Source organism: Umezawaea sp. (genome assembly GCF_057122925.1).
Genome location: NZ_DBNGPQ010000096.1, coordinates 21,027 through 47,221, shown reverse-complemented (window position 1 = coordinate 47,221; position 26,195 = coordinate 21,027). Strand labels below are relative to the sequence as shown.

The window sequence follows — 26,195 nt, the reverse complement described above, 5'->3', positions numbered from 1 at the left end:
GCGCCCCCGGCACGGCGACCACGGAGAAGCAGCCCTTCGGGGATCCGGCACGGGCGACCGGGCCGACGGCGCGGCCCGCCGTGCCGGAGGCGCGGTGAAGCCCGGCGGGGAGGGGCCGGTGACCTGGCGGGCGTCCCGGGAGCACCTGAACCGGGTTCCGCAGGACGAGTCGTGACCCAGCGTCAGGCCACTGATCGCCGACTGGCCGAAAGTTTCGATAATTTGTCCTGGAAAAGACCATCCCACGCCTCCGCCCCCTCTCCACGACGAAGGCCACAGGAATTCGCCTCCAGGCAGGAAACTCCCCGCCAAGTGATACGCGACCACGCCGTGGAATTCATTGACGCGACACCGCGACAGCCCCTATTGTTTTCCCTGGGTTCCCGAAAGTTTACCTGATATGCCGAAAGTTTCGGGAACCGCATTTCGGACCTCCTGCCGGGGAGTGACGGCGCTCGGCCGACCCTGTAGCGGCTCAGGAGGAACGCACGAATGCAACGGATCATCCTGTTCGCCATCGACATCTGCGCGGTGGTGCTGCTCGTCTTCGGGCTCTACTTCCCCCGGCACCGGCGGCGCGACCTGGTCGTCGCCTACCTGGGGGTCAACGTCGGCGTCCTCGCGGTGGCGAGCGCGCTCAGCTCCAGCAACGTCGGCGCCGGACTCGGGTTGGGACTCGCGCTGTTCGGCGTGCTGTCGATCATCCGCCTGCGCTCGACGGAACTCGACCAGCACGAGGTCGCGTACTACTTCTCCGCGCTGGCGCTCGGGATCCTCGGCGCGCTGAGCACCACCTCGGTGTGGCTCAGCGGCGGGCTGATGGCGCTCATCATCACCGTGATGTACCTCGGCGACCACCGGCGGCTGTTCCGGCAGTACCGGCACCAGGTGCTGGTGCTCGACTCGGCCGTCACGGACCACACCGCGCTCCTCGCGCACCTGGAACGGCTGCTCGACGCCAGGGTGCACGTGGTGACCGTCCAGCGGATCGACCTGGCCAACGAGACGACCGTGGTCGACGTCCGGTACGCGCTGACCGACCGCCGCGCGGCCGTCGAACCCGGCACGCCCGCGCACGCCGGAGCCCGTCGATGAGCGCGGACCCGGTGTCGCGCCTGGCCCCCGTCGGCCTGGCCGAACTGGTCGAGCGCGCGGCCCTCCAGACGAGGGTCGACCGCAAGTACCTCGTCCCGACCTCCGCGCTGCCGCGCCTGCTGGACCAGCTCGTGCCGTGCGCCCGCGTGCTGGACATCGGCGGTGTGCGGACCTTCCGCTACGAGTCGGTGTACTTCGACACGCCGGGGCTCGCCAGCTACCACGGCGCGGCGCACCGCAGGCGCAGGCGGTTCAAGGTGCGCACCCGCACCTACCTCGACTCCGACCAGTGCTGGCTGGAGGTCAAGATCAGCGGTGCGCGCGACAGCGTCACCAAGCACCGCCTGCCCCACCACCCGAGCGACCGCCGCACCGTGCGCCCCGGCCGCGACTTCGTCGACGAGGCGCTCGCCCGCGAGTCGTTCGGCACCGCGGGCGAGCGCTTCGACGAGGTCCTGGTCACCGCGTACGACCGCACCACCCTGCTGCTGCCGGACACCGCGAGCCGGGTCACCGTCGACACCGGGCTCACCTGGCGGGACGCGGACTCCGTGCTGCGCCTGCCCGGTCTGGCCGTGGTCGAGACCAAGAGCACCTCGGCGGCCACACCGGTCGACCGGATGCTGTGGCAGGCGGGCGTGCGGCCGACGCGCATCTCCAAGTACGCCACCGGTCTGGCGGCCCTGCGCCTGACCCTGCCGGACGTGCCGTGGCGGCGGACGCTGCGCCGCCACTTCCGCGACACCGTCGCACGGGCGGCCACGGCGGCCGCCTCCCACCGACCCGAACAGGAGCCATCGTGCGTCTGACCTCTCGCGGCGACGGCGCCGCGTCGACCCGCCGCACCACCGGGGTCGCGGTGGTCGCCGTGCTCCTCGCCGGACTCCTCGTCCCGCTCACGCTGGTCGCGGGCACCGCGCCGGTGTCCCACGCCGCGCCCGCCGGCACCACGGCGGCCGACGCCGCCACCGCGGCGGCCTCCGCGGCCGACCTGGTGGGCGACATCGTCTTCTCCGTGCCCAGCGGCACGTTCCAGGGCCAGGTGTCGGTGTCGCTGAGCACCGCGGTCGCCGGGGCCCGGATCCGCTACACCACCGACGGGACGCCACCCACCGCGTCGTCCCCGCTCTACCAGGACGCGCCGCTCCAGTTCACCCGCACGACGCAGCTTCGGGCGCAGGCGTTCGTCGACCAGACCGCGTCCGGCGCGCCGGGGACGGCGATGTACACCGCCCGCGCCACCTCCACCGCCCACGACCTGCCGGTGGTCCTGATCGACTCCTACGGCGCGGGCAAACCGGGCCGGGAGTACGTCGACGCCACCACCATGATCTTCCAGCCACCCGCCGGGGGGACGACGTCGCTCGCCGCGACGCCCGCGGTGGCGACCCGGGCCGGGTTCAAGCTGCGGGGCCAGTCGTCGGCCACGTTCGAGAAGACGCCGTACCGGCTGGAGTTCCGCGACAACACCGACGACGACGCCGACCACCCGGTGCTGGGGATGCCCGCCGACTCCGACTGGGTGCTGCGCGGACCGTTCACCGACAAGGCGCTGATCCGGGAGGCGCTGCTCTACGACCTCGGCCGCGAGATGGGACTCCAGGCGCCGCGGTACTCGTTCGCCGAGTTCTACCTCAACACCGACGCGAGCCCGGTGGCGGCGAGCGACTACATGGGCGTCTACATGATCGTCGAGACGATCAAGAACACCGAGAACCGCCTCGACCTGAAGAAGCTGGACGAGGCCGACACCACCCTGCCGAAGATCAGCGGCGGGTACATCTGGAAGTTCGAGTGGATGGCGGCGGAGGAGCCCACCCTGCCGTGCACCGGCCCGTCGAACACCTGCTGGAACTACCTGGAGGTGGCCGACCCGTCACCGCTGAACTCCGCGCAGCGGGACTGGTTGCGCGGACACGTCCAGGAGTTCCACGACGTCCTGCGCGCCCCGAACCACGCCGATCCCGTGACGGGCTACCAGAAGTACATCGACGTCGGGTCGTTCGTGGACCACATGATCATCAACGAGCTGGGGCGCGGGATGGACGCCTACGTGCGCAGCGCCCACTTCTACAAGGACCGGGACTCGAAGATCTTCGCCGGTCCGCTGTGGGACTTCGACCTCACGTTCGGCGTGGGCGGGTACTTCCAGAACGAGCAGACGTCGGGCTGGCAGCACCAGCAGACCCGCCAGCCGACGGCCAACGACTGGTACGCCCAGCTCCTGCGCGACCCCGCGTTCGTCAACCAGCTCAAGACCCGCTGGCAGACGCTGCGCCGCGGCCTGCTCGCCGACTCCGCCCTGCTGGGCAGGGCCGACGCGCTGGCCCGGCCGCTGACCAACGCCGCGCAGCGCAACTTCCAGCGCTGGCCGAACCTCTCGACGCAGTACATCGGCCCGTTCATCACGCCGACCGCGTCCACCTGGCAGGGCCAGGTCCAGTACCTGAAGGACTGGATGACGCGGCGCACGGCGTGGCTGGACTCGACCTCCGGCTGGGGCGGCGGGACGACCACTCCCCCGACCACGACCACCACCACCCCGCCGCCGAGCGGGTCGCGGTGCACCGCGACCTACACGGTGACCAGCAGGTGGCAGGGCGGTTTCCAGGGCGAGGTCAAGGTCACGGCGGGCTCGTCGGCCATCGGCTCCTGGTCCGTGTCCTGGCCGCTCGCGAGCGGCGAGGCCATCACCCAGTCCTGGAACGCGACCGTCACGACCCAGGGCACGACGGCCACCGCCCGCAACGCCGCCCACAACGGGTCGGTCGCGGCGGGCGCCGCCACCACGTTCGGGTTCCTCGGGTCGACCGCGGGCACACCCGCCACCCCGACACCGACCTGCACGGGGAGCTGACCGCGGAGACCCCCGGTCAGGACCCGGCGACCGCCACCCGCGCGGGCTCGGCCACCTCACGACGGGCGGCCGGGCGCGCGGGCGGCGCCGACGCGGGCGCCTTGGCCAGGAAGTCGTTCGGCAACGCCAACCGGATCACCTTCCGCCACGCCGACACCACCTGCTTGGGCAGCGACCCGGTCGTGTAGGTCAGCCCGTACCGCTCGAACAGGTCCCGCACGTGCGGCGCGATCTCCTGGTACCGGTTGCTGGGCAGGTCGGGGAACAGGTGGTGCTCCACCTGGAACGACAGGTTCCCGGTCATGAGGTGCATCAGCGGACCGCCGCTGATGTTGGCCGACCCCAGCATCTGCCTCAGGTACCACTCGCCGCGCGTCTCGCCCTCGATGGACGTGCGCTCGAAGGTCTCGACGCCCTCGGGGAAGTGGCCGCACATGATCACCGAGTGCGTCCACAGGTTGCGGATGAGGTTCGCGGTCAGGTTCGCGGCCAGCGTCGTGGGTGCCGACGGGCCGGACAGCAGCGGGTGGACCACGTAGTCCTTCGTGGCCTGGCGGCGGACCTTGCGCAGCGTCGCGGACAGGCGCGCCTTGAACGCGGGGTTCTGGCGGCGCTTCCTGGTGGCGAGGTTCTTGCCCAGTTCCAGGTCGTAGGCGGCGATGCCGTACTGGAAGAAGATGGCGTTGATCAGGTTCCACAGCGGCTGGCCGAGGTGCGCGGGGTGCCAGCGCTGGCCCTCGTCGACGCGCATGATGCCGTAGCCGAGGTCGTTGTCCTTGCCCAGGACGTTGGTGTAGGTGTGGTGCAGCTCGTTGTGCGAGTGCTTCCACTGCTCGGCGGGCGAGGCGTGGTCCCACTCCCAGGTCGTGGAGTGGATCTTCGGGTCGCGCATCCAGTCCCACTGGCCGTGCATGACGTTGTGGCCGATCTCCATGTTCTCCAGGATCTTGGCGACCGACAGCGCGGCGGTGCCGACGAACCACGCCGGCTTGTAGCGGGAGGCGAGCAGCACGGCCCTGCCGCCCATCTCCAGCACCCGCTGCGTCTTGATGACCCTGCGGATGTAGGCGGCGTCGCTCGCGCCGCGGCTCGCGATCACCTTCTCCCGCAACGCGTCCAGCTCGCGACCGAGGTTCGCGATGTCCTCGGCCGTCAGGTGCGCGATCGGGTTGTGGTCCTGCTTCTGGATCGTCGTCATGGTGTCCTCGAAGAAGTCGGGTGGGGTCAGATGCCGAGTCGGCAGGGACCCGCGGCGGCGGAGACGCACGTCTGCACCGGGATGTCGTCGCCCGCGACGGCGGTGGTCACCGCGCCGTTGCGCAGGTCCCGCACGGAGCCCTCGCGCAGCGGGATGACGCAGCCGAAGCAGATGCCCATGCGGCAGCCGGACGGCATGAGCACGCCGTTGGCCTCGCCGGTGTCGAGCAGCGAGGTGGCGCCGTCGGCGTCGGCGGTCACCGCGGAGTCGGCGAACGTGACCGTGCCGCCCTCGCCCACGGCGACCACGGCGGGGCGGAACCGCTCGGTGCGCAGCCGGTCGCCGCGCCCGGCGGCGTCGTAGGTCTCCCGCAGGGCGTCGAGCAGGTCGTTCGGGCCGCACGCCCACGTCTGCCTCGACGTCATGTCCGGCACCAGCTCGGCGAGCTGCTCGGGGGTGATCCGCCCCTCGGTGGCGGTGTGGCGCTCGACCAGGCGCAGGCCGCCGCGCTCGGCGAGGCCGCGCAGCTCGGCGCCGAAGATGACGTCCTCCCGGCGGGGCGCGGAGTGGACCAGCACGACGTCGTCGAGCCCGCCCGCGCCGTCGCGGAGCATCCCCACCACCGGGGTGATCCCGCTGCCCGCGGTGACGAACAGCGCCTTCGCGGGCCGGACCAGCGGCAGGGTGAAGTCGCCCTGCGCCTGGTCGAGGTGCACGAGGGTGCCGACCGCGGCCCGGCGGACCAGGAAGCTCGACACGACGCCGTCCGGCACGGCCTTCACCGTGACGGTGATGGTGCCGTCGGGGCGCGGCGGCGAGGTCAGCGAGTACGAGCGCCACTGCCGGACGCCGTCCACGTCGACGCCGAGCCGCACGTACTGGCCCGCGGTGTGACCGGCCCAGCCGCGTCCCGGCCGGATGACCAGGGTGGCGGCGTCCCGCGTCTCGGGCCGCACGGCCACGATCCGCCCGCGCGGGTTCGCCCCGCCCCGGAGCGGGTCGAGGACCTCCCAGAAGTCGCTGGGCACCAGCGGCGTGGTGGCCAGCTCGACGAACCGGCGCGCGCGGGAGCGCAACGAGCTCCGAGCCGGTGTCCGTGTTGTCGCCATGCCTCCAGCGTGTCAACATCAGGAGGTAAATTCCTGTGCCCCTGACGTGAATCGAGACCACTTCTTTGTCTTCCGCGAACAATTCGTCGAACTTGGGTGAGTTTCGCCTGCCCAAGTCGGTGGCGGCGGCGATGCGGGCGGGTCTGGCGTCGGTCGCCGAGCACACGGTGGCCGCCGTCGTCCAGGAGGTGCCCGCCTACGCCGAGGTGTTCACCGGCGGGACGGGCAGGACGATCGAGCGGGCCGTGGAGCTGGCGCTGGCGGGTTTCCTGGAGCTGACGGCGGGCACCGGCGGCACGGACGCGGGCACCCCCCTGGGCCCGGCGCTCGACGGCGCCTACGCGCTCGGTCGGGGTGAGGCCCGCAGCGGGCGGTCGATGGACGCGCTGCTGGCCGCGTACCGGGTGGGCGCGCGGATCGCGTGGCGAGAGCTGAGCGCCATCGCCGCGCCCGGCGACCTGTCGGCGGGTGAGATGGCCCGGTTCGCCGAGCTGCTGTTCGCCTACATCGACCAGCTGTCCGCGCTCAGCGTGGCCGGGCACGCCGACGAGCTGGCCACGACGGGCCGGGTCCGGCAGCACTACCTGGAACGGCTGGCGCAGGGCCTGCTGACCGGCGGGAAGCCGGACGACCTCGTGGCGGCGGCGGAGCGCGCGACGTGGGAACCGCCGCGCTCGCTGACCGCCGTGGTCGTCCCGGAGGCGAGGGCCCGCGGCGCGCTCGTGCGGCTCCACCCGCGCACATTGGAGGCGGTCGAGGACGAGCCGGAGGGGCGGATGACCGTGCTCCTCGTCCCCGACGCCGAGGGCCGCTCCCGCCCGTCGCTCACCGGCGCCCTGCGGGGTGTGGACGCCGTGGTCGGCCCGGCGCGGCCGTGGACGCTGGTCAGGTCGTCCTACCTGCGCGCCCGGCGGGCCGTGCGGCTGGGACTGACGACGCCGGACGACGCGCCGCTGGACACCGAGCAGCGGCTGGCCGACCTCGTGCTGCGCTCCGACGTCGAGGCGCTTGAGGACCTGCGCGCCCAGGTCCTCGCCCCGCTCGGCGGACTGCGCCCCGGACCGAGGGCCAAGCTCGTCGAGACGCTGCGGTCGTGGCTGCTGCACCACGGGCGGCGCGACGAGATCGCGGCCGACCTGTTCGTGCACCCGCAGACCGTGCGCTACCGCATGAGCCAGCTGCGCGAGCTGTACGGCGACCGGCTGGAGGACCCGACGACCGTGCTGGAGCTGACCATCGCGCTGGGGGCGTCACCGACGGGGTGACGCGTCCGGCGGTCGCGGAACCGGTCCCGCCAGGCGGAGGTCGACGGCCGCGTCGACGCACCGGGCGTCGACCGGTGCCCGCGGCACGGGCAGCCGGTGGCGCGGGGGCGCGAAGACGAGGTCCAGCGCGGTGTTCGCGGCCACGTCGGGGCGGACCTCGCCGTCCACCCGCGCGGCGACCGCGCCCGTGCCACGGCGGGTCGCGGCGGCGGTGGACCGCCAACGGGCTGGTACCCGGCCCGCACCGGGCCCGTGACCAGGCCGAACGCGAGCGCGGCCACGCGACGAGGGTCGGGGAGCCAGTCGTGGGGCCGTGGTGGCACCGGCTCGGCCGCGTGGAGGACCCGCGGCGGGGCTTCGGGCCCGAGGACCCGTGGGACGAGCCGTACCGCGTCCTCACCGACACGCCGCGACCGAGACCGACCACCGGCCGGTCGGCGACGTCCTCCGCCGGGTCACGTGACGGGCACGATCCGGGCCTCCACCAGTTCGCCGTCCTCGACCCGCCAGAGGCCGACGGTGCCGTGCGGCTGCCGCCGCCGGTCGGTCGGCGAGCCGGGGTTGAAGATCCGCACGCCGTCACCGGTCACGTCCATCGGGATGTGCGAGTGCCCGAACACGACCACGTCCGCGTCGGGGAACCTCCGGCGCATCCGCGCGGTCCTGCCGGTGGCCTGGCCGCTGTCGTGGACCATCGCCACCCGCAGGCCCTCGACCTCCAGCTCCTGCGTCTCGGGCGCTCCCCAGTCGGCCACGTCCGGCCCGTCGTTGTTGCCGAGCACCGCGCGCACCGGGGCGTACTCCGCCAGTTCCGCCAGCACCGGTGCGACGCAGACGTCACCCGCGTGCAGCACGAGGTCGGCGCCGCGCAGGTGCTCGGCGACCGCGGGCGGGCACGACTTCCAGTAGCGGGGCGCGTGCGTGTCGGACAGGACGACCACTCTCATCCGACCAGTGTCGCCCGTTCGATACATTTCTGCATCCGATACGCCGGTGTATCTGCTACCTTCCCCCCGACACCGGAGGTGCGCCCGTGACGAAGTCGGCTGCCGAGACGGGTTCGCGCCCGTCCAGGCGGCGCACCGAGACCAGGAGGCGGCTGCTGGACGCCGCCGCCGAGGTGTTCGCCGAGGAGGGCTTCGGCCGGTCGACGGTCGAGCAGGTGTGCGGCAGGGCGGGGTTCACGCGCGGGGCGTTCTACTCGAACTTCGCGTCGCTGGACGAGCTGTTCCTGGCCATGTGGGAGCAGCGGTCGCACGACCTGGTGGAGGCGATGCGGACGGCGTTCGAGAACGCCGGGAGCGCGGACGTCAGCGACGTGCGGTCGGTCGTGGAGCACCTGCTGCCCGCGATCCCGGTGGACGACGTCTGGTTCCGCGTCAGCGCCGAGTTCACCGCGCACGCCCTGCGCAACCCCGGTCTGCGCCGGGTCATGACCGCCCGCGAGGACGCGATCGTGGAGGCCGCCGCGCCGTTCGTGGAGGACCTCCTCGCGCGGATCGGCCGCGAGGTCCCGGACCGGGCCGCGCTCGGCCAGGCCCTGATAGCCGTGCACGACGGCACTGCCGTGCAGTGCCTGATGGAACCGGACAACCCCGCCGTGCGGCAGCGCCGCGCCGATCTGGCGACGCACGTCATCACGGCTTACAGCACCGAGACCAAGGGACGGTCATGACTTTCGAACCCGACGTCATCGTCGTCGGCGCGGGCCTGGCCGGCCTCGTCGCGACCCACGAGCTGGTCAAGAGCGGCCGCCGCGTGCTGGTGGTCGAGCAGGAGAACCGGGCGAACCTGGGCGCGCAGGCGTTCTGGTCGCTGGGCGGGCTGATGTTCGTGAACAGCCCCGAGCAGCGCAGGCTGGGGATCAAGGACTCCTACGAGCTGGCGATGCGGGACTGGACGGCGTCGGCGGGCTTCGACCGCGACGACGAGGACCACTGGGCGCGGCAGTGGGCCGAGGCCTACGTGCGGTTCGCGGCCACCGAGAAGCGCAAGTACCTGCACGACCTCGGCCTGCGGATCACGCCGCTGGTCGGGTGGGCCGAGCGCGGCGGCAGCGCGTCGGGCCACGGCAACTCGGTCCCCCGCTTCCACCTCACGTGGGGCACCGGGCCCGAGGTCGTCCGCGTGTTCGCCGAACCCGTGCTGGCGGGCGAGGAGCGCGGCCTCGTCCGGTTCGCGTTCCGGCACCAGGTCGACGACCTGGTCGTGGAGGACGGCGCGGCGGTGGGCGTGCGCGGCACGGTCCTCGTGCCCAGCGACGAGGAGCGCGGCAAGGCGTCCTCGCGGGAGAAGGCGGGCGAGTTCGAGCTGCGGGCGAAGGCCGTCGTGGTCACGTCGGGCGGCATCGGCCACAACCACGAGCTGATCCGCCGCAACTGGCCGACCGAGCGGCTCGGCGCGTGCCCGACGACGATGATCTCCGGCGTCCCGGCGCACGTCGACGGCCGGATGATCGCCATCTCGCAGGGCGCGGGCGCGAACGTCGTCAACGCCGACCGGATGTGGCACTACACCGAGGGGATCCACAACTGGGACCCCATCTGGCCCGACCACGCCATCCGGATCATCCCCGGCCCGTCGTCGATGTGGTTCGACGCGACCGGGCAGCGGCTGCCCGCGCCGAACTTCCCCGGCTTCGACACCAACACGACGATGAAGGCGATCCTGGCCACCGGCCACGACTACTCCTGGTTCGTGCTGACCCAGACGATCCTGGAGAAGGAGTTCATGCTGTCGGGGTCGGAGCAGAACCCCGACTTCACCGACAAGGACCTCAAGAAGACCATCGGGAACCGGGTGAGCAAGGGCGCTCCGGGCCCGGTGGACGCGTTCAAGCAGCACGGCGTGGACTTCGTGGTCGCGCGGACGCTGCCGGAACTGGTGCAGGGCATGAACAAGCTGTCGCGCGGCCCGCAGGTCGACGAGGCCGAGCTGCGGCGCCAGATCGAGGCCCGTGACGGCGAGGTCGCGAACCCGTACTCCAAGGACCTCCAGCTGATGGCGATCGGCAACGCCCGCCGCTACATCGGCGACAAGCTCGCGCGCGCCGTCAAGCCCCACCGCTTCCTCGACCCGGCGCACGGCCCGCTGATCGCCGTGCGGCTGAACGTCCTCACCCGCAAGACCCTCGGCGGCATCCAGACCAACCTCGACTCGCAGGTGGTGCGGCCCGACGGCGAGCCGTTCCCCGGCCTGTACGCGGCGGGCGAGGTCGCCGGGTTCGGCGGCGGCGGCGTGCACGGGTACAACGCGCTGGAGGGCACGTTCCTCGGCGGCTGCATCTTCTCCGGCCGCGCCGCGGGCCGCGCGCTCGCCAGGACGCTGTCGTGACGGGTACCGCGCTGGTCACCGGCGCCTCGTCCGGCATCGGCCGCGCGACCGCCGCCGCCCTCGTCGCGCTCGGCTACCGGGTGATCGGCACCAGCCGCAACCCCGACGCCATCGCGCCCGCCGAGCGGGTCGAGGGCGTGGAGTACCGCGCGCTCGACCTGATGGACGCGCGGGCCGTCGAGGAGTTCGCGCCGGTGCTGGCCGACGTGGACGTGCTCGTCAACAACGCGGGCGAGAGCCAGGTCGGACCGCTGGAGGAACTGCCCACCTCGGCGATCGAGGAGGTGTTCCGGCTCAACGTGCTCGCGCCGGTGCGCCTGACCCAGCTCGTCCTGCCGGGGATGCGCGCCCGCCGCCGCGGCCGGATCGTCATGGTCGGGTCCATGCTGGCGAGCTTCCCGCTCGCCTACCGGTCTTCCTACGTGGCGACCAAGGCGGCGATCAAGGGGTTCGCCGACGCGGCGCGGCTGGAGGTGTCGCCGTTCGGCGTCGGCATCACGACCGTGGAACCCGGCTCGATCAACACGGGCATCAGCGGCAGGCGCACGAAGTACATCGCGGACGACTCGCCCTACGGGGACGACTACCGCACGATGCTGTCCACTTTGGACGCGAACGAGGAGTCCGGCATCCCGCCGGAGAAGGTCGCCGAGACCATCGTCCGCGCGGTGCGGGCCGCGTCGCCGCGACCGCTGTACGCGGTGGGCAGCCGCGCCCCGCTGGTCTTCGCCGTCCGCCGCCTCACGCCCCGGTCGTTCGCGCACCGGCTGACCGCCCGCGCGCACGGGCTCAAGCGGTGAGCGCGCGAGGCTGAGCCGTCGGCCACCGGGAAGGGGTGCCGCCCCCTCCCGGTGGCCGGCGGCAGCCACGCCGAGCAGCCCCGCTCCGCAACGGGCCCCGCACGTCGTCGTGGCGGACTCGGCGCGCCACGACGGTGCCGAGGAGGCCCGGCTCCGAGGTCCGCCCGCACGTCACCGCCCCACACCGAAGCATCGGCCACCGATGCTTCGATCCCTTTCCCCGCACCGTCTTCCGAGTCACCCGATGCGCACGACCGTGCCCCGGCCGGCGGTACCCGTGGCACCGCCGAGGTCCTCATAACACTCATTTCTGGTTGATGCGGCAAATACCTTGTCACTCTTCTGAGTGAAATCCCTGTCCACGTCAGTGCAGCTCCCCTACCGGCGGTGGTACGACAACCACAATGCGGTCGAGCAGCCAGCCGTCGCCCGATCGGTCGTGGTCGCCAAGGACACACCTCGGAACGACAGGGAAGCGGTCATGGAGATGCTGCTGAGCGTGGAGAACGCGCCAACCCCCACCGGGGGCGTGGCGGTCGTCGCGAGGGGCGAGGTGGACTTCAGCACGGCGGGCCTGCTCGACGACCGCGTCGTCGAAGCCGACGAGCTGGTCGTCCCGCCCCGCTCCGTCGTGGTCGACCTGAGCGGGGTCACGTTCCTCTCGGCCGCGGGCGTGGGCGTCCTCGTGGCCGCGCACCACCGGTCGCTCCGCCGCGGCGTACCGCTCTGGGTGGTGGTGTCCCACCGCTCCGTCCTCCGCACGCTGACCGCCTGCGACGCGCTGTCGGTGCTGCGCGTCGTGGACCGCTCCCCCGCGCCCGGCACCGGGCACCCGAACAGCAGAGCCCGGCACGCGTGACGGCGGCGGGGATGCGGGTCGACATGGTGGCGGCGGCGTGGGAGGCCGAGCCCGCCGAGCACGCGGCGTACGTCGAGGACCTCGCGGCGGCGCTGAGCAGGCAGGGCCACGAGGTCACGCTCCACGTCCGAAGGCACACCCCCGACCTCCCCGACGTCGAGCGCACCCGGCGCGGCTACGACCTGGTGCGGGTGCCCGCGGGGCCGCCCGTCCCGCTGTCGAGGGTGGAACTGCTCCACCACCTCGACGAGTTCGCGACCTTCCTCGACCGCGACTGGGCGAGGAACGCGCCCGACGTGGTGCACCTGCACTCCTGGATGTCCGGGCTCGCGGTGCGCGAGTCGCCCGCCCCGCTGGTGCAGTCGTTCCACGGCCTCAAGTTCGTCGAGCACCGCCTCCACCGGCTGGTCGTGCGGGGGCGGACCGACCTGGAGCGGCTGGTGGCCCTGGCCGCCGACCGGGTCGTGGCGACCAGCAGCGAGGAGCTGTTCGGGCTGGTGCGCCTCGGCGTGCCCAGGAGGAAGATGTCGCTGGTGCCGTGGGGTGTCGACGCGGAGCGGTTCAGCCCGGACGGCCCCGTCGCGCCGCGCGGTGACCTGCGCCGGGTGCTCGCACTGGGGGAAGTGCTGCCGCACAACGGCTTCCACACCGCGATCACCGCGTTGGCGACCGTGCCCAGGGCCGAACTGGTGATCGCGGGCCCGATCCGGTCCGCCACGCCCCGCGAGGACCCGGAGGTCGCGCGGCTCGTGGGCCACGCGCGCAAGCTCGGCGTCGCCGACCGGGTGCGCTTCACCAGCCTGGTGGCTCCCGACGACCTGCCCGCGCTCGTGCGCTCGGCGGACGTCGTCACGTGCGTGCCGTGGCACGACCCGTGCGGCGCGGGCGCGATGCAGGCCATGGCGTGCGGCGTCCCGGTCGTCGCCTCCGCCGTCGGCGCCCTGACCGACATCGTCATCGACGACCTCACCGGTGTGCTGGTCCCGCCCCGCGACCCGGTGGCGGTCGCCAGGGCGGTGCGCAGGCTGCTGGAGGACCCCATCAAGCGGGACGTCTGCGCGCTCACGGGTACCGACCGCGCTCGGACGCGCTACGGGTGGAGCCGCATCGCGACCGAGGTGGTCGGCGCCTACCGGAAGACGACGCGCACCCGCCGCGGCGGAGCCAGCGCCGAGCGGTGACCGCGGGCGTGCCACCAGCCCACCGGGGTGGTGCCCGTCAGAACAGCTCGGGGCAGTGCGGGGCGTGCTCGGCGAGGAACGCGACCGACAGCGCGCCGACCGACCCGGAGGTGTGCTCGCGCACCCGGCCCGCTCGGGCGAGCACGCTCAGGCGGGTGCCGCCGAGGAAGGCCGACCCGAGCGCGGCCACGTCCGCGCTGACGTCCGGCTCGTCGTCCGTCCTGCGCACCGAGGCGCGGCCCTTCTCGACGGTGAACCGCCACCGGCCCGCGTTGCGCGGGAGGAGCGGGTCGTCCACCTCGATCACCACGTCCACGTCGGACAGGTAGCGCCGCTGCTCCAGCGCGCGGTCGAGGTGGACGAGCCGCACCCACAGCGCGTCGTGGCGCCGCCGGACCGCGGCGCGCGGGTTGGCGAGCAGGTGCGGGATCGGGTCGTCGGCCGCCGTGTGGTGCGTGACCTCGCCGCCGAGGCCCAGGTCGAGCAGGTGGCGGTAGAGCGCGGCGTGCGCGACGTCGGTCTCCGCGACCAGCTCGTGCACGTGGAGCTCGTCGCGCGGCCCGCGCTCGTCCCACGCGGTCTTCACCCGGTAGACGACGTACCCCCGCGGGTGCAGGGCGTAGCGGAACGCCGAGAGCCCGTCGCGGTACCGGTCCTCGTCGGCGAGGTGGAACTCCCACGAGCCGTCCGTCCGGCCGAGCCACCCGACGCGCGAGGTCCGCACCCGCTCGTAGACCTCCTTCAGCACCGGGAGCGCCTGTTCGCGGGTGACCTCGCGGACCACCGCGTCGCCGACGTCGACGCCCGCGTGGAACGCCGCGCCGTGCGGGAGGGCGACGTGCACCAGGTCCGACGCCAGCGAACCGCAGCCGAAGCGGCCGTAGATCGCCCCGTCGGAGGCCCACAGGACCGCGAAGGCCTCGGGCACGCCGTCCACCAGGCTCGCCACCAGCCGGTTGAGCGCTCCCCTCCGCTGGTAGCCGGGCCGCACCCCGGCCGCCGTCAGCGCCGCGGCGGGCGCCACGACGCCTCCGGGCAGGGTGATCTCGCGGGTGAGCACCGCTCCGACGCCGACCATCTCGTCGCCGTGGAAGACGCCGCGGGCGCGGTCGAACTCGATCACGTGCTCCACCCGCTCGGGCCGGTCCTCGTCCAGGTCGGTGAGGAAGGCACCGGCGAGGACGCGGCGCAGCGGCACCACGTCGTCGACCGTGAGAACACGGACTGTGAACGGGTCATCACCCATGAGCTGTTCCTTCACACCGTTGACCACCGGAAAGACAGCGAAGGCTAACCTAACTTCACGTCCTGTGACATCCCTTCGCCCGGATCGCCACTTCCGCGCGAGCCTCGACTGGACGAGGCTGGCCGTCATGACCTTCGACATCGCCGCCGTCCGTTCCCGGTTCCCCGCGCTGAGCGACGGGTACAGCTACCTCGACGGCGCGGCGGGCACGCAGACGCCGACCTCCGTGATCGACGCCATCTCCTCCGCCTACCGGGTGGGCATCGGCAACGTCGGGGGCCCGTTCCCCGCGAGCGGCCGGTCGACGGCGATCGTCGCCGACGCGCGGCAGGCGGTGGCCGACCTGGTGGGCGGGGAGGCGTCCGGGGTCGTGCTCGGGCCGAACAGCACGACGCTGGTCTACCGGTTCGCCCACACCCTGTCCGCGGACTGGCGCGAGGGCGACGAGATCGTCCTGTCGCGGCTCGACCACGACGCCAACGTCCGCCCGTGGGTGCAGGCGGCGGCCCGCGCGGGAGCCGTGGTCCGGTGGGCGGAGGTCGACGTCGACACCGGCGAGCTGCCCGCTGACCAGTACGACGCGCTGCTCGGCGACCGCACCAGGCTGGTGGCCGTGACGGCGGCGAGCAACATCCTCGGCACCCGGCCGGACGTCGCCGCGATCACCGCCAAGGCCCGTGCCGCGGGCGCCCTGACGTTCGTCGACGGTGTCCACTCGACCCCGCACGACCTGCCCGACGTCCGCGAACTGGGCGCCGACTTCTTCATCACCAGCGCCTACAAGTGGGCGGGCCCGCACATCGGCGCCCTCGTCGCGGACCCGGCGCTGCTGGAGACCCTGCACCCGGAGAAGCTGGTGCCGTCGCCGGACCGGGTGCCGGAGCGGTTCGAGACGGGCACCTCGCCGTTCGCCGACCTGGCCGGGGTCACGGCCGCCGTCGAGCACCTGGCCGGGCTGGCGCTCCCGCTGCCGTCGCTGTCCCGCCGCGAGCGGCTGCGGGTGTCGATGGACGCCGTCGCGGCGCACGAGGGCGAACTCTTCGAGGTGCTGCTGGGCGGACTCGGCGGCCTGCCCGACGTGACGCTGTACGGCAAGCCCGCCCGGCGGACCGCCATCGCGTACTTCCGCGTCGCGGGCCGCACGCCCGCCGAGGTGGCGGAGCACCTGGCGGTCAGCGGCGTGAACGTGTGGCACGGGCACAGCTACGCGTGGGAGCTGACCGGCGCGCTCGGCCTGCGGGACTCCGGGGGCGCGGTGCGGGCGGGGCTGGCGCACTACAACAACCGCGAGGACGTCGACCGCCTGCTCGCGGCGGTGGCGGAGCTGACCGGGGCCGGGTGAGGGCCGGGTCAGCGCACGTCTCCGCGCCGCGCCATCGTCGATGCCGTCTCGACGATGGTCGGCCCGGGGTGCGCGCGGGCCGTCGACCGCGGTCGACGGCCGCCCGCGTCACGGGCCGGGCGTCAGCCCGCCCGCTCCCGCCGCCACGCGCGGTAGGCCCGGTAGGCCACCAGCGCGGGCATGCTCGCGGTCACGACCGCGCCCACCGCCACGAGGACGACCGAGGACCACCACGTGCCGAGGACGATCACGGCCAGTCCGACCAGGTAGGTCGCCAGCAGCACGAGGACGCCCCGGACCGCACGGGGAACCCGCGACGTGCGCCCGTTCAGCTTGCGCACCGTGGCGGCGAACCGGGGATCGCCTTCGGTCAACCCCCGTTCGATCTCGGCGAGTTGCCGTATCTCCTGATCGCGCAACGCCACTCGTCAGCCACCTCCGCGCTGTGCCCGCTGGGGACTCGGACCCCGACCGACCCCAGTATTACCCAGGATTCGGCCGACGGCCACGAAATCCACCGTGGCACGAGCGCGGTCCAGACCAGTGGAGACACGACGGCGCGGAACTGGGACCGCTCCCAGGACTGGTCGGTCCGTTCGGGGTCCTCGGGATGGCGAAGATCCTCATCACGGGCGCGTCGGGCACCGGCGGGTCGACGGCCCCGCGGCTGCCAGTCCCGCGCGGTCACCGGACGGTCGACACCGACACCGACCGGTGGAGCCGCGGGACCACCGGGCCGGACGGTTCGCCGGACCGGGTGTGGCGCGAGGAGGCGATGACCGACCTGCTCACCGGCCACGACGGCGATCACCTCTTCGTCGCCGGGTGCCGGACCGACCAGGGCGCCTCCTCCCCGCTGTTCGACCACGTCGTCCTGCTGAGCGCCCCGCCGACGTGCTGCCTGCCCGCATCGCGGCCCGCACCGACAACCCCTGCGGCAAGCGGCCGGAGGAGAGGGCGAAGGCACCGGCCGACCTCGCCGCCGCGGAACCGCTGCCGCGTGCGACCGCCACCGCGGAGGTCGACGCCTCCGCGGCCCCGCACGACGTCGTTCGACGCCTGGAGGCCCTGGCGCGTGCGAAGATCGCGCCCGGCTGATCGGGTTCGACCGCGGAGGTTGCCTGTGTACGCGAAGTCCCTCGGCGACGACGGCGCGGAACTGCGGCCGCTCACCCCCTGGCACGCCGAGGAGTTCCTCACCCACGTGGACCGCGGGCGCGAGTACGTCGGGCGGTACGTCGGCCTGCCGGACGCCGTCACCGACCTGGCGTCGAGCCGGGCCTACCTCCGGTCGTACGCGGAGAGGGCGGCGGCAGGCACCGGCCGGATCGACGGCATCTGGGTGGACGACGTCCTGGTGGGCGGCGTGCTGTTCCGGACGATGGACCTGTCGCTCGGCCTCGCCGAGGCGGGGTGCTGGCTGGAGCCGTCGGCGACCGGGAGGGGACTCGTGACCAGGGCGGCGCGGGTGATCATCGACTGGGCGGTCCACGAGCGGGGCGTGCACCGGGTGGAGTGGCGGGCGGCGACGGGGAACACGGCCAGCACCGCCGTGGCCGAGCGGCTCGGGTTCACCAGGGAGGGCGTGCTGCGGCAGAGCTACCCGCACCGGGGCGAGCGGCACGACATCGAGGTCTGGTCCGTCCTCGCGCCCGAGTGGCGGGGGTAGGGCCGTCCTCGGCGGACCGGGCGGTGCGCGCCGGTGAACCAGAACTCGCCGACCGCGCAACTGACTCCACCGCGGGTGTCCTTGGCGTCGGTGGGGTGGAGCGACTGGACGAGTGCCTGGAGCGGGCGAGGTCGCCGACCCGCGGCGAGTGGATCAGCGTCGCCCCGAGGTCGCGCGTGCCGCGCCGGCGGACGCGGGTGCCCGGCTCGTCGACCCGGACGTCCACGACGACCTCGCGGTGGGCGCGGGGCCGGGTGTCGACCTGGTGCTGTTCGAGGCGGCGGGGCTGATCCGCCCTGGACTCGCGGCACCGCTGGCGACCGCGCCCGTGCGGGAGCGGGCGGAGCTGGTCGGGTCGCCGGACGTCCGCGCGCTCGTGGAGCTGATGGCGTCCTCCCCGTCACGCCCGAGCGCTGCCGGGCCGCACGGCAGGCGCGCCGGCGGCTGAGGCGCGGCGTTCGCGCGGGCCGAGGTCGACGTCCTGATCGGGCCCACCGCGCCGATCCCGCCTCCCCTCCTGGGCGAGAGCGAGACCGTGGTGCTGAACGGCCGCGCCGTGCCGGTCTTCGCGACCGCCACCCGCGGCACCGGGTCGGGCACCGTCGCGGGCCTGCCGATGGTGTCGCTGCCCGCCGGGACGACCGGTGCCGGACCGCCCGCGGGGATGCGCCTGGAGGGCCGCCCCTTCGACGACGCCCGGCTGCTCGCCACCGCGAGCGCCGTCCGGGCCGCGTTCGGCGACCTGCCCGAGGGGAGGGCACCGGTGGCGCCCTCCCCTCCGCCGGCTACGCCGGAGCGGTGAAGGTGTGGTTACCGGCGGGCAGGCGGTAGGCGGCCGAGCCGCCGCCGTAACCGAACGGCACGGCCTGGGCCGGAGCCGTCACGGCCGCGGCCGACGCCGCGGGGACCCGAACGGTCGCCGACGTCCCGGCGGGCACCGTGACCCGCAGGGTCAGCACGCCACCGGAGACGGACCAGTCGCTGACCGCCTTCCCGTACGGCGTCTCGTAGGCGGACCTGGCGGACGTCAGCCCACCACCGGGCTTGGGCGCGACCAGCTGCGACCGGTACCCCGGCGACGCCGGGCCGAGGCCGCCGACCTGGCGGTAGAGGAAGTCGCCGACCGAGCCGAACCCGTAGTGGTTGAAGGAGTTCATCCCCTTGTCCTGGAGGCTCCCGTCCGGCCGGATGCCGTCCCAGCGCTCCCAGATCGTCGTCGCTCCCCTGTTCACCATGTAGCCCCAGCCGGGGTAGTCGGGCTGGAGCAGCACCTGGTAGGCGACGTCGGCGCGACCGTGGTCGGCCAGCACCGGCAGGAGGTTCTCCACACCGAGGAACCCGACCGTCAGGTGTCCGCCGGACGCGCCGATCCTCGCGACCAGCTTGTCCACCAACGACTGCACGCGGTTCTGCGGCACGAGCCCGAACGCGAGCGCCAGCACGTACCCGGTCTGCGTGTTCCCGGACACCGTGCCGTCGGCCGCCACGAACCGCGAGGTGAACGCCGCCGCGACCTGGTCGGCGAGCGCGCCGTACCGCGCGGCGTCGGCGGTCCGCCCGGTCGCCTCGGCCATCCGCGACACGAGCCGCGCCGACCAGCTGAAGAACGCCGTGGAGATGATGTTGCGGGCCGTGTCGTCCTGGACGTTGAGCCAGTCCCCGAAGCCGCCGTCGTCGCGGATCAGGTTCGCGTCCGCGGTGGAGCGCAGGTACTCGACCCACCGGGTCATCGCCGAGAAGTTCTCGTCGACCACGCGCACGTCGCCGGAGCGCTGCCAGAGCGTGTGGGGCACGATCACCCCGGCGTCGCCCCAGCCCGCGATCCCCTGTCCCGCACCGAGGTCCGGGGCGGTGTTGGTGAAGGCGCCGTCGGCGTGCTGGGCGTCGGTGAGGTCGTCGGTGAACTTGTCGAGGAACGTCGACATGTCCATGTTGAACGTCGACGTGGCCGCGAACGCCGCGATGTCACCGGTCCAGCCCAGCCGTTCGTCGCGCTGCGGGCAGTCCGTCGGCAGGGACAGCATGTTGGAGCGCTGGCCCCACACGATCGCCTGCTGCACCCTGTTGAGCATCGGGTTGGACGTGCTCAGCGTGCCCGCCTCCGGCGCGGCCGTCCACGCGGTGCGGCCGGTGACGGCGGACGCGGTGGGCGTGCCGGGGAAGCCGGTCACCTCGACGTAGCGGTAGCCGTGCACGGTGAACCGGGGCTCGTAGGTCTCCGTCCCGTTGCCGGACAGCGTGTAGGTGTCCGTGCCGAGGCCGTCGATCCTCAGGTTCTCGGTGTACAGCGTGCCGTCGGCGTTGAGGATCTCGCCGTGCCGCATGGTCACCACGGTGCCCGCCGGGCCCGCGACGCGCAGCCGGTTCCAGCCGGTGGCGTTCTGCCCGAGGTCGAAGATCCACACACCGGGCCTGGGCTGGGTGATCGCGACCGGGGTCCGGTCGTGCCGCACCCGCACGCCCTCGTCGACCTGGGCCACCAGATTCGGCGGCGCCTCGGCGCGCACGCCGACCGCGCCCCAGGAGCTGTCGTCGAACGCCGCCCCGTCCCAGCCGCCGGGGAGCTTGCGGGCGTCGTAGCGCTCGCCCATCTGCATGTCGTCGGCGGTGATCGGGCCCGCGGTGTACTTCCAGCTGCCGTCGGTCGCGACGACGGAGGTGGTGCCGTCGGTGTGGGTCAGCCGGAGCTGGGCCGAGTACCACGGCTTGGGGCCGTAGTTGCCGCCGCCGTACCAGGCGACGGTGCCCGCGTACCAGCCGTTGCCCAGCCACGCGCCGAGCGCGTTCGTCCCCTGGACGATCCGGTCGGTGACGTCGTACTCCTTGTACTGCAAGCGCTTCCGGTAGTCGGTCCAGCCCGGCGCGAGCACGTCGTCACCCACCTTGGCGCCGTTCAGCCTCGTCTCGTGCAGGCCGAGCGCGGTGGTGAACAGCCGGGCCTCGGCGATCGGCTTGCCGACGGTGAAGGCCTTGCGCAGCAACGGGGACGGGGTGGTCTGCGGAACGCTGACCCCGCTCCCCCACGGCCCCGTGCCGTAGGCCGCGGCGACCTTGGCCGCGGGCCAGGCCGAGTCGTCGAAGCCGGGCTGCTCCCAGCCGGGTGGCGCGGACCGGGAGGACTTCCAGCTCGCGTCGGTGTCCGCGACGGCGGTGCCGGCCACCACGAGCCGGGCGATGACGCCCGCGGGCGACTGGCTGGTGTTCTGGCCGGACAGCGCGATGGTGTTGGCGCCCGCGCGCAGCCTGCTCGCGACGTCGACGACGGCCGCCGTCCTCCACGAGTCCACGACCCGCGGCGAGGTGCTGACCTGCGTGCCGTTGATCCACACGTCCACGGTGTCGTCGCCGGTGACGACCAGGCTCGCGACCCGCGGCGCCGAGGTGAGGGTGGCGGTGGTGCGGAAGTAGCGGGTCGCGGCGGGCACGCCCGCGGCCGGATCGCCCTCGGAGTACCAGATCCAGTTCGCCCCGCCCAGGCCCTGCGGGGTGCCGGGCTGCCCGATGAACGCCCCCCGCCACTCCGTCGCCGGGGCCAGCAGGCCGGTTTCGAACGACCGCACGGCGCTCCAGCCGCTCGCCCGTCCCTGGGTGTCCCAGATCCGGACGCGCCAGAAGTAGCGGGTGTGCGACGCCAGCGCGCCGCCCGCGTGGACGACGTCGACCGACCGGCCGCTCGCGACGGGCCCGCTGTCCCACACGTCGCCGGTCGCGGCGCTCGGACCGGTGCTGACGAGCACCTGGTAGGCGCCCTGCGCCTGGCCCGCGCCACCGGTCAGCTTCCAGCCGAACCGGGGCCGGGGCGTGTCGATCCCGAGCGGGTCGACCCGGCGTTCCGTGGTCGTGGCGCCGACGCCGAGCGGTGACGGGGCGTTCGGGTCGGGTGCGGTGACCCGGTTGCCCCACGGTCCGGTGCCGTTGGCCCCGAGGTCGGCCGCCGCCGACCAGGGGCCGTCGCCGAAGCCGGGCATCTCCCAGCCGTCCTCCGGGGTGCGCGAGACCTTCCAGGCGCCGTCGGTGGTGAGGTCGACCGTGCCGCCCGCCGTGACGACGCGCACCCGTCCGAGCAGGCCGGCAGGCCCTGCGGAGGAGTTGCGCGACACGACGGCGAGCGTGTTCGCGCCGGTGGTCAGCGCGGACCGCAGGTCGACGTGCAGGGCCTTCGTCCACGAGTCGACCTCGCGGGCGGAGGAGGCCAGTGGCGTGCCGTTGAGCCAGACGTCGACCGTGTCGTCGCCGGTGACGACGAACTGGGCCTCCGCGACCGCGCCGGTCGGAACGGTGAACGTCCGGCGGAAGTACCGGTCGCCCGCCGGGGCGGACACGGCGGGGTTGCCCTCCGGGAACCAGACCCAGTGGGCTCCGCCGAGGCTGACGGGGATGGCGGCGGCCGAGGCGGTCGGCCCGGCCAGGGTGGTGGAGATCAGGAGGAGGACGAGGCTCGCCACGAGGACGTGGAGACGTCCTCGCCGTGCGGTTGGTGCGCGTCGCATGCTGGGCTCCGCGGGATGTCGAGGGCAGGGACCCGATCGATTAAAACGTTTCAATTCCGCTGGCACGACGAAGTTAAGTGATCGGCGTCACAGCCGTCAACCGCCAGGTCGACCAGCCCCGGAGATCCCCGCCGACCAGGACGACGCCGTTCGGCCCAGCGGCCGCTGGCCGATACGTCACTTTCACGGTTAAGCAACAGGACTCTTCGTGACATCAACCCTGAGTCATGAAACGTTGACAGACAGCGAGAATGCTCCTATGGTCCAGATGCTTATCCGGTTAAGCAACACGGTCACCACCCCCTGTGAACCAAGGAGGCCGTCCCATGCGCTCCACCCAGCGAAACCCCGGAGAACACCGAGGACCACCGGTCCGGCGGCGGTTCGCGACCGTCGCCGTGCTCCTGCTGGTCACGTCCCTGCTCACCCCCCTGTCGGCGCGGGCGTTCCCCGCCTCCACCCGCGCGGCCCTGATCGACTACCTGTCCGGCATCTCCGGCCGGTACACGCTGTCCGGCCAGCACAACCGCGAACCCAACTCCGACCCGACGAAGTACACCCGCGTCGCCCAGGGCATCACCGGCCAGACGCCGGGGCTGTGGGGCGGTGACTTCCTGTTCCTGCCGGACGACGTGAACCACCGCCAGTCGATGGTCGACGAGGCGATCCGGCAGTGGCGCGGCGGCTCCGTGGTCGCGCTGACGTGGCACCTCTGCCCGCCCACCAAGGGGTCCACCTGCGACTGGGCCAACGACATCAACTCCAGCCTCGACGCGGGCCAGTGGAGCCAGATCGTCACCGACGGCAGCGCGCTCAACACGGCGTACAAGAACCGGCTGAACGAGGCCGTCCCCTACCTGCGCCAGCTCCAGAACGCGGGCGTTCCCGTGCTGTGGCGGCCGATCCACGAGATGAACGACGGCTGGTCGTGGTGGGGCGGCAAGCCCGGCGCGGCGGGCAGCCGCAAGCTCTACCAGATCGCCCACGACTTCTACACCAGGACCCAGGGCCTCACGAACCTGGTGTGGGTGTGGAACGTCAAGGACGTGAACATGGGCTCGATCGGGGAGTACTGGCCGGGAGCGTCCTACGTGGACGTCGCCAGCCTCGACGTGTGGGCCAAGTACGACCCGAGCGCGTCGGACTACCAGGCGATGCTCGCCGTGGCGGGCGGGAAGCCGATCGCACTGGCCGAGGTCGGCCGCGTGCCGAGCCCGGCGCTGATGGACGCGCAGCCGCGCTGGGCGTGGTGGATGGTGTGGGCGGAGTGGCTCACCGACCCGGCGTACAACAACAACGCCGCCGTGCAGGCGTCGTACTTCTCCCCCCGCGTGCTCAACCGCGGCGAGTTCACCGTTCCGGCGGGCGGCGGGGGCGGTGGCGCGCGGGTCGGCCCGATCACCGGTCTCGGGGGCAAGTGCGTCGACGTCGCGGGCGCCAACCCGGCGAACGGCACCAGGGTGCAGCTCTACCCGTGCGACGGCGGCAGCGCGCAGCAGTGGACCGTCGGCGCGGACGGCACGGTCCGGGCGCTGGGCGGGTGCCTGGACGTCAACGGCGGCATCAACGCCGACGGCACGGGGGTGCAGCTCTGGACCTGCCTGGCGGGCAACGAGCACCAGCGGTGGACGGCGAACGGGAGCACCCTGGTGAACCCCGAGACCGGGAAGTGCCTCGACGCCACCGGGCAGTCGAGCGCCGACCGGACCCCGTTGCAGATCTGGACCTGCAACGGGCAGACCAACCAGAACTGGGTGCTGCCGGGGAGTTCGGCGCGGTGCACGCGCGCCGTCGGTCCCGGCGAACGGATCCTGCCGGTCACGTTCGCCGGGACCACCTACCAGGTCACCGCGTACGTGCCCGCGGGCGCCGACGGCACCCTCCCCCTGGTGCTGAACCTGCACGGCAGCACCGGAACGGGCGCGGGCCAGCTCGCCTACAGCGACATGAAGGCCGCGGCGGACCGAGACCGGTACCTCGTGGTCGCGCCGAGCGGCGCGATCCCCAGCGGCGGCGGGTACGTGTGGAACGTGCCCGGTGTCGGCTCCCCTCCCGCGGGCGCTCGGGACGACGTGGCCTTCCTGGACCAGGTCGTCGCCACCCTGGCCGGTCCCCTGTGCGCCGACACGACCCGCGTCCACGGCACCGGGTACTCCGGCGGCGGCCGGATGATCTCGGCCTACGCCTGCGCCCGTCCCGACCGGATCGCCGCCGTCGCGCCGGTGGCCGGGCTGCGCGCGGGCCGTCCCGACCCGCAGGACGCCTCCCGGCCGGAAGCCGGTTCCTGCCAACCGGGGCGCGGTGTGCCCGTGATCGCGTTCCACGGTCAGCAGGACGCCACCAACCCGTACGCGGGCGGCGGCGGCGACGTGTGGCGGTACTCCGTGCCCGCGGCGCAGCAGCGGTGGGCGGTGCTCGGCGGCTGCGGCGCGAGCCCGACCACCACGCAGGTCTCCGCGCACGTGGGCCGGTCCGCCTACACCGGCTGCGGGGCGGGCGTGGAGGTCGTCCTCTACTCGGTCTCCGACGGCGGGCACACGTGGCCCGGTTCGCCGACCGGGTCGGCGGGCAACGGCTCCACCACGCGGGAGATCTCGGCGAACTCCCTGATGTGGCAGTTCTTCCAGCGCTTCCAGCGTCCCTGACGCGGCGGCCTATACTGCGCTCCCAGTACTTTGGGGGTCGCGGTGGCTGTGGACAGTGACGAGTTCTTCGAGGTCGTCGGCGGGCTCGTCGACGTGACGCGCGCGGAGGGCGAGCAGTACAGCTCGTTCAGCGTGAGCGGCAAGCGGTTCGGCTACCACTGGCCGCGCACGCGCACGGTCGGCCTGAAGCAGACCGTGTCCGAACAACTCGCCCTCGTGGCCGAACGCCCGGACGTGTTCGAGCCGCAGTTCACCTCGGGCGGGTTCGGCTGGGTGGTCGTCCACCTCGACGGGATCGAGGTGGACGAACTCACGGAACTCGTGTTCGAGGCGTGGCGGCTGTCCGCGCCCGAGTCGCTCATCGCCGAGGTACCCGACCTGGCCCAGCGCTAGGAGCGCACCGACGTCGGTGCGCGGGACCGACTCCCGGCACGGGAATCGGCCACCGGTTCGTCCGGACCACGACCACCGACGAGGCTCTCGGTCCTCACCCGGCTCCTCGACGGTGGTGCCGGGCCGGGTCCGCACCTGGACACCGAGGCCACGCGCGGCGCAGGGGTCCACCAGGGCGGGCACACCCCCGGAGGTCACCGGCCCGACGACCTCGGCCGCCGCGATCGTCGGTGTGCCCGCGTCCCCGTGGGGAACGTCGAGCGGTCGTCGTCGAGCCACCGGGCGGTGGTGCGGCTGGCCGACCAGGTCCCAGGTCGAGCCGATCCGCCGCACCACCCGCCTGCCCGGTTCGGACCGGGGCCAGCCCGGATCGCCGGTCGTGGCGAAGTCCACCCGCGCCCGGTGCGTCCGGGTGGCGAGGTCGGCGGGTGGGGCGGTCGTGCCGAGCAGGGCGTTCGGCCCGTGCGGCGACGGCAGGTCGACGCGGTCGAAGACGAACGGCAGCTCCACCACGTGGCCCGCGCCGAACCGGCCGTCTAGGGCGTCGGACCGCCAGGTGAACTCGCGGACGAACGTCGGCGAGCCGGTCGCGGCGTGCGCGTCGGCCAGGCGCCGCGTTCCCGCGCCGAGCAGGCCCTCGCCCAGGACGGCGGTCCGCGGCTCCCACTCCGCGGCGTTCGGCCGCTCGGCCCGGTGCCGCCGCACCACGTCGT

22 protein-coding genes and 1 pseudogene are annotated in these 26,195 nt (G+C 73.2%); 16 read left to right on the top strand and 7 right to left on the bottom strand.

Annotation, left to right across the window (positions count from 1 at the left end):
* Positions 1–492: 492 nt before the first annotated feature.
* The 3 genes from AC156L_RS22030 to AC156L_RS22020 are packed head-to-tail and all read left to right on the top strand — an operon-like array spanning position 493 to position 3,952.
* Positions 493–1,095: a DUF4956 domain-containing protein gene (locus tag AC156L_RS22030; protein WP_330874856.1), complete on the top strand. Its 603-nt coding sequence runs from the start codon at positions 493–495 to the stop codon at positions 1,093–1,095.
* Positions 1,092–1,904, top strand: coding sequence for a polyphosphate polymerase domain-containing protein (locus AC156L_RS22025; RefSeq protein WP_330874855.1), 813 nt, complete (start codon positions 1,092–1,094; stop codon positions 1,902–1,904). Before AC156L_RS22030 ends, AC156L_RS22025 begins: the two co-directional genes overlap by 4 nt.
* A complete protein-coding gene (locus tag AC156L_RS22020; protein WP_330874854.1) occupies positions 1,895–3,952 on the top strand; it encodes a CotH kinase family protein in 2,058 nt (685 codons plus the stop codon). Before AC156L_RS22025 ends, AC156L_RS22020 begins: the two co-directional genes overlap by 10 nt.
* A gap of 16 nt (positions 3,953–3,968) precedes the next feature.
* Here the strand turns inward: AC156L_RS22020 and AC156L_RS22015 are convergent, their stop codons facing one another.
* Positions 3,969–5,150 carry a fatty acid desaturase family protein gene (locus AC156L_RS22015; protein ID WP_330874853.1) on the bottom strand — a complete coding sequence of 394 codons (1,182 nt, stop codon included), beginning with the start codon at positions 5,148–5,150 and terminating at the stop codon, positions 3,969–3,971.
* A 26-nt stretch (positions 5,151–5,176) separates the two neighbouring features.
* On the bottom strand, positions 5,177–6,259 hold the full coding sequence (locus tag AC156L_RS22010) for a ferredoxin reductase (RefSeq protein ID WP_330874852.1): 1,083 nt from the start codon (positions 6,257–6,259) through the stop codon (positions 5,177–5,179).
* A 92-nt stretch (positions 6,260–6,351) separates the two neighbouring features.
* Here AC156L_RS22010 and AC156L_RS22005 point away from each other — a divergent pair, with 92 nt between their 5' ends.
* Positions 6,352–7,524 (top strand): PucR family transcriptional regulator, encoded by a 1,173-nt coding sequence (locus AC156L_RS22005; RefSeq protein ID WP_330874851.1) that lies wholly within the window; start codon positions 6,352–6,354, stop codon positions 7,522–7,524.
* On the opposite strand, the gene AC156L_RS22000 is transcribed toward AC156L_RS22005, so the two are convergent.
* Together AC156L_RS22000 and AC156L_RS21995 are read right to left on the bottom strand one after the other, a co-directional pair.
* Positions 7,510–7,692 (bottom strand): TetR family transcriptional regulator C-terminal domain-containing protein, encoded by a 183-nt coding sequence (locus AC156L_RS22000; protein WP_330874850.1) that lies wholly within the window; start codon positions 7,690–7,692, stop codon positions 7,510–7,512. The genes AC156L_RS22005 and AC156L_RS22000 overlap by 15 nt on opposite strands.
* 287 nt (positions 7,693–7,979) lie before the next feature.
* The gene (locus AC156L_RS21995; RefSeq protein WP_330874849.1) at positions 7,980–8,471 is read right to left on the bottom strand and encodes a metallophosphoesterase family protein; all 492 of its coding nucleotides are present in this window, start codon (positions 8,469–8,471) and stop codon (positions 7,980–7,982) included.
* An 86-nt stretch (positions 8,472–8,557) separates the two neighbouring features.
* Between AC156L_RS21995 and AC156L_RS21990 the strand changes: the two genes are divergently transcribed.
* The 5 genes from AC156L_RS21990 (at position 8,558) to AC156L_RS21970 (ending at position 13,697) form a co-directional block, all read left to right on the top strand.
* On the top strand, positions 8,558–9,199 hold the full coding sequence (locus AC156L_RS21990) for a TetR/AcrR family transcriptional regulator (RefSeq protein WP_330874848.1): 642 nt from the start codon (positions 8,558–8,560) through the stop codon (positions 9,197–9,199).
* Complete coding sequence (locus tag AC156L_RS21985) at positions 9,196–10,857, top strand: FAD-binding dehydrogenase (protein WP_330874847.1); 1,662 nt, start codon at positions 9,196–9,198, stop codon at positions 10,855–10,857. The genes AC156L_RS21990 and AC156L_RS21985 overlap by 4 nt, the downstream gene beginning before the upstream one ends.
* Positions 10,854–11,657 carry an SDR family oxidoreductase gene (locus AC156L_RS21980; protein WP_330874846.1) on the top strand — a complete coding sequence of 268 codons (804 nt, stop codon included), beginning with the start codon at positions 10,854–10,856 and terminating at the stop codon, positions 11,655–11,657. Before AC156L_RS21985 ends, AC156L_RS21980 begins: the two co-directional genes overlap by 4 nt.
* Positions 11,658–12,138: 481 nt before the next feature.
* Positions 12,139–12,516, top strand: coding sequence for an STAS domain-containing protein (locus AC156L_RS21975; protein ID WP_484407217.1), 378 nt, complete (start codon positions 12,139–12,141; stop codon positions 12,514–12,516).
* Positions 12,513–13,697: a glycosyltransferase gene (locus AC156L_RS21970; RefSeq protein WP_484407216.1), complete on the top strand. Its 1,185-nt coding sequence runs from the start codon at positions 12,513–12,515 to the stop codon at positions 13,695–13,697. The genes AC156L_RS21975 and AC156L_RS21970 overlap by 4 nt, the downstream gene beginning before the upstream one ends.
* Before the next feature lie 37 nt (positions 13,698–13,734).
* On the opposite strand, the gene AC156L_RS21965 is transcribed toward AC156L_RS21970, so the two are convergent.
* A complete protein-coding gene (locus tag AC156L_RS21965; RefSeq protein WP_330874843.1) occupies positions 13,735–14,943 on the bottom strand; it encodes a GNAT family N-acetyltransferase in 1,209 nt (402 codons plus the stop codon).
* A 127-nt stretch (positions 14,944–15,070) separates the two neighbouring features.
* On the opposite strand from AC156L_RS21965, the gene AC156L_RS21960 reads away from it, so the two are divergent.
* Entirely contained in the window at positions 15,071–16,285 is a 1,215-nt protein-coding gene (locus AC156L_RS21960; protein ID WP_484407214.1) for a cysteine desulfurase-like protein, read from the top strand.
* Positions 16,286–16,407: 122 nt separating this feature from the next.
* Here the strand turns inward: AC156L_RS21960 and AC156L_RS21955 are convergent, their stop codons facing one another.
* Complete coding sequence (locus AC156L_RS21955) at positions 16,408–16,710, bottom strand: DUF3040 domain-containing protein (RefSeq protein WP_330874841.1); 303 nt, start codon at positions 16,708–16,710, stop codon at positions 16,408–16,410.
* 469 nt (positions 16,711–17,179) lie between these two features.
* Here AC156L_RS21955 and AC156L_RS21950 point away from each other — a divergent pair, with 469 nt between their 5' ends.
* From AC156L_RS21950 to AC156L_RS21935, 4 genes and pseudogenes are all read left to right on the top strand, one after another.
* Complete coding sequence (locus AC156L_RS21950; RefSeq protein WP_330874840.1) at positions 17,180–17,383, top strand: hypothetical protein; 204 nt, start codon at positions 17,180–17,182, stop codon at positions 17,381–17,383.
* A 25-nt stretch (positions 17,384–17,408) separates the two neighbouring features.
* The gene (locus AC156L_RS21945) at positions 17,409–17,954 is read left to right on the top strand and encodes a GNAT family N-acetyltransferase (RefSeq protein ID WP_330874839.1); all 546 of its coding nucleotides are present in this window, start codon (positions 17,409–17,411) and stop codon (positions 17,952–17,954) included.
* 148 nt (positions 17,955–18,102) lie between these two features.
* Positions 18,103–18,402: a hypothetical protein gene (locus AC156L_RS21940; protein WP_330874838.1), complete on the top strand. Its 300-nt coding sequence runs from the start codon at positions 18,103–18,105 to the stop codon at positions 18,400–18,402.
* A gap of 30 nt (positions 18,403–18,432) precedes the next feature.
* Positions 18,433–18,756: pseudogene (locus tag AC156L_RS21935) on the top strand (amidase family protein); the annotation flags it as partial.
* On the opposite strand, the gene AC156L_RS21930 reads toward AC156L_RS21935, so the two are convergent.
* Positions 18,740–22,399: a family 78 glycoside hydrolase catalytic domain gene (locus AC156L_RS21930; protein ID WP_330874837.1), complete on the bottom strand. Its 3,660-nt coding sequence runs from the start codon at positions 22,397–22,399 to the stop codon at positions 18,740–18,742. The pseudogene AC156L_RS21935 and the gene AC156L_RS21930 overlap by 17 nt on opposite strands.
* A 371-nt stretch (positions 22,400–22,770) precedes the next feature.
* On the opposite strand from AC156L_RS21930, the gene AC156L_RS21925 reads away from it, so the two are divergent.
* A complete protein-coding gene (locus tag AC156L_RS21925; protein ID WP_330874836.1) occupies positions 22,771–25,089 on the top strand; it encodes an extracellular catalytic domain type 1 short-chain-length polyhydroxyalkanoate depolymerase in 2,319 nt (772 codons plus the stop codon).
* Between the two features lie 42 nt (positions 25,090–25,131).
* Positions 25,132–25,482, top strand: coding sequence for an MmcQ/YjbR family DNA-binding protein (locus tag AC156L_RS21920; RefSeq protein WP_330874934.1), 351 nt, complete (start codon positions 25,132–25,134; stop codon positions 25,480–25,482).
* Positions 25,483–26,195: the final 713 nt, after the last annotated feature.

Bases quoted from the DNA above. Each gene is read 5' to 3' on its own strand.
- AC156L_RS21975 (WP_484407217.1), top strand. From the start codon at position 12,139: ATGGAGATGCTGCTGAGCGTGGAGAACGCGCCAACCCCCACCGGGGGC.
- AC156L_RS21995 (WP_330874849.1), bottom strand. From the start codon at position 8,471: ATGAGAGTGGTCGTCCTGTCCGACACGCACGCGCCCCGCTACTGGAAG.
- AC156L_RS21960 (WP_484407214.1), top strand. From the start codon at position 15,071: ATGACCTTCGACATCGCCGCCGTCCGTTCCCGGTTCCCCGCGCTGAGC.
- AC156L_RS21925 (WP_330874836.1), top strand. From the start codon at position 22,771: ATGCGCTCCACCCAGCGAAACCCCGGAGAACACCGAGGACCACCGGTC.
- AC156L_RS21985 (WP_330874847.1), top strand. From the start codon at position 9,196: ATGACTTTCGAACCCGACGTCATCGTCGTCGGCGCGGGCCTGGCCGGC.
- AC156L_RS22010 (WP_330874852.1), bottom strand. From the start codon at position 6,259: ATGGCGACAACACGGACACCGGCTCGGAGCTCGTTGCGCTCCCGCGCG.
- AC156L_RS22030 (WP_330874856.1), top strand. From the start codon at position 493: ATGCAACGGATCATCCTGTTCGCCATCGACATCTGCGCGGTGGTGCTG.
- AC156L_RS21965 (WP_330874843.1), bottom strand. From the start codon at position 14,943: ATGGGTGATGACCCGTTCACAGTCCGTGTTCTCACGGTCGACGACGTG.
- AC156L_RS22015 (WP_330874853.1), bottom strand. From the start codon at position 5,150: ATGACGACGATCCAGAAGCAGGACCACAACCCGATCGCGCACCTGACG.
- AC156L_RS22025 (WP_330874855.1), top strand. From the start codon at position 1,092: ATGAGCGCGGACCCGGTGTCGCGCCTGGCCCCCGTCGGCCTGGCCGAA.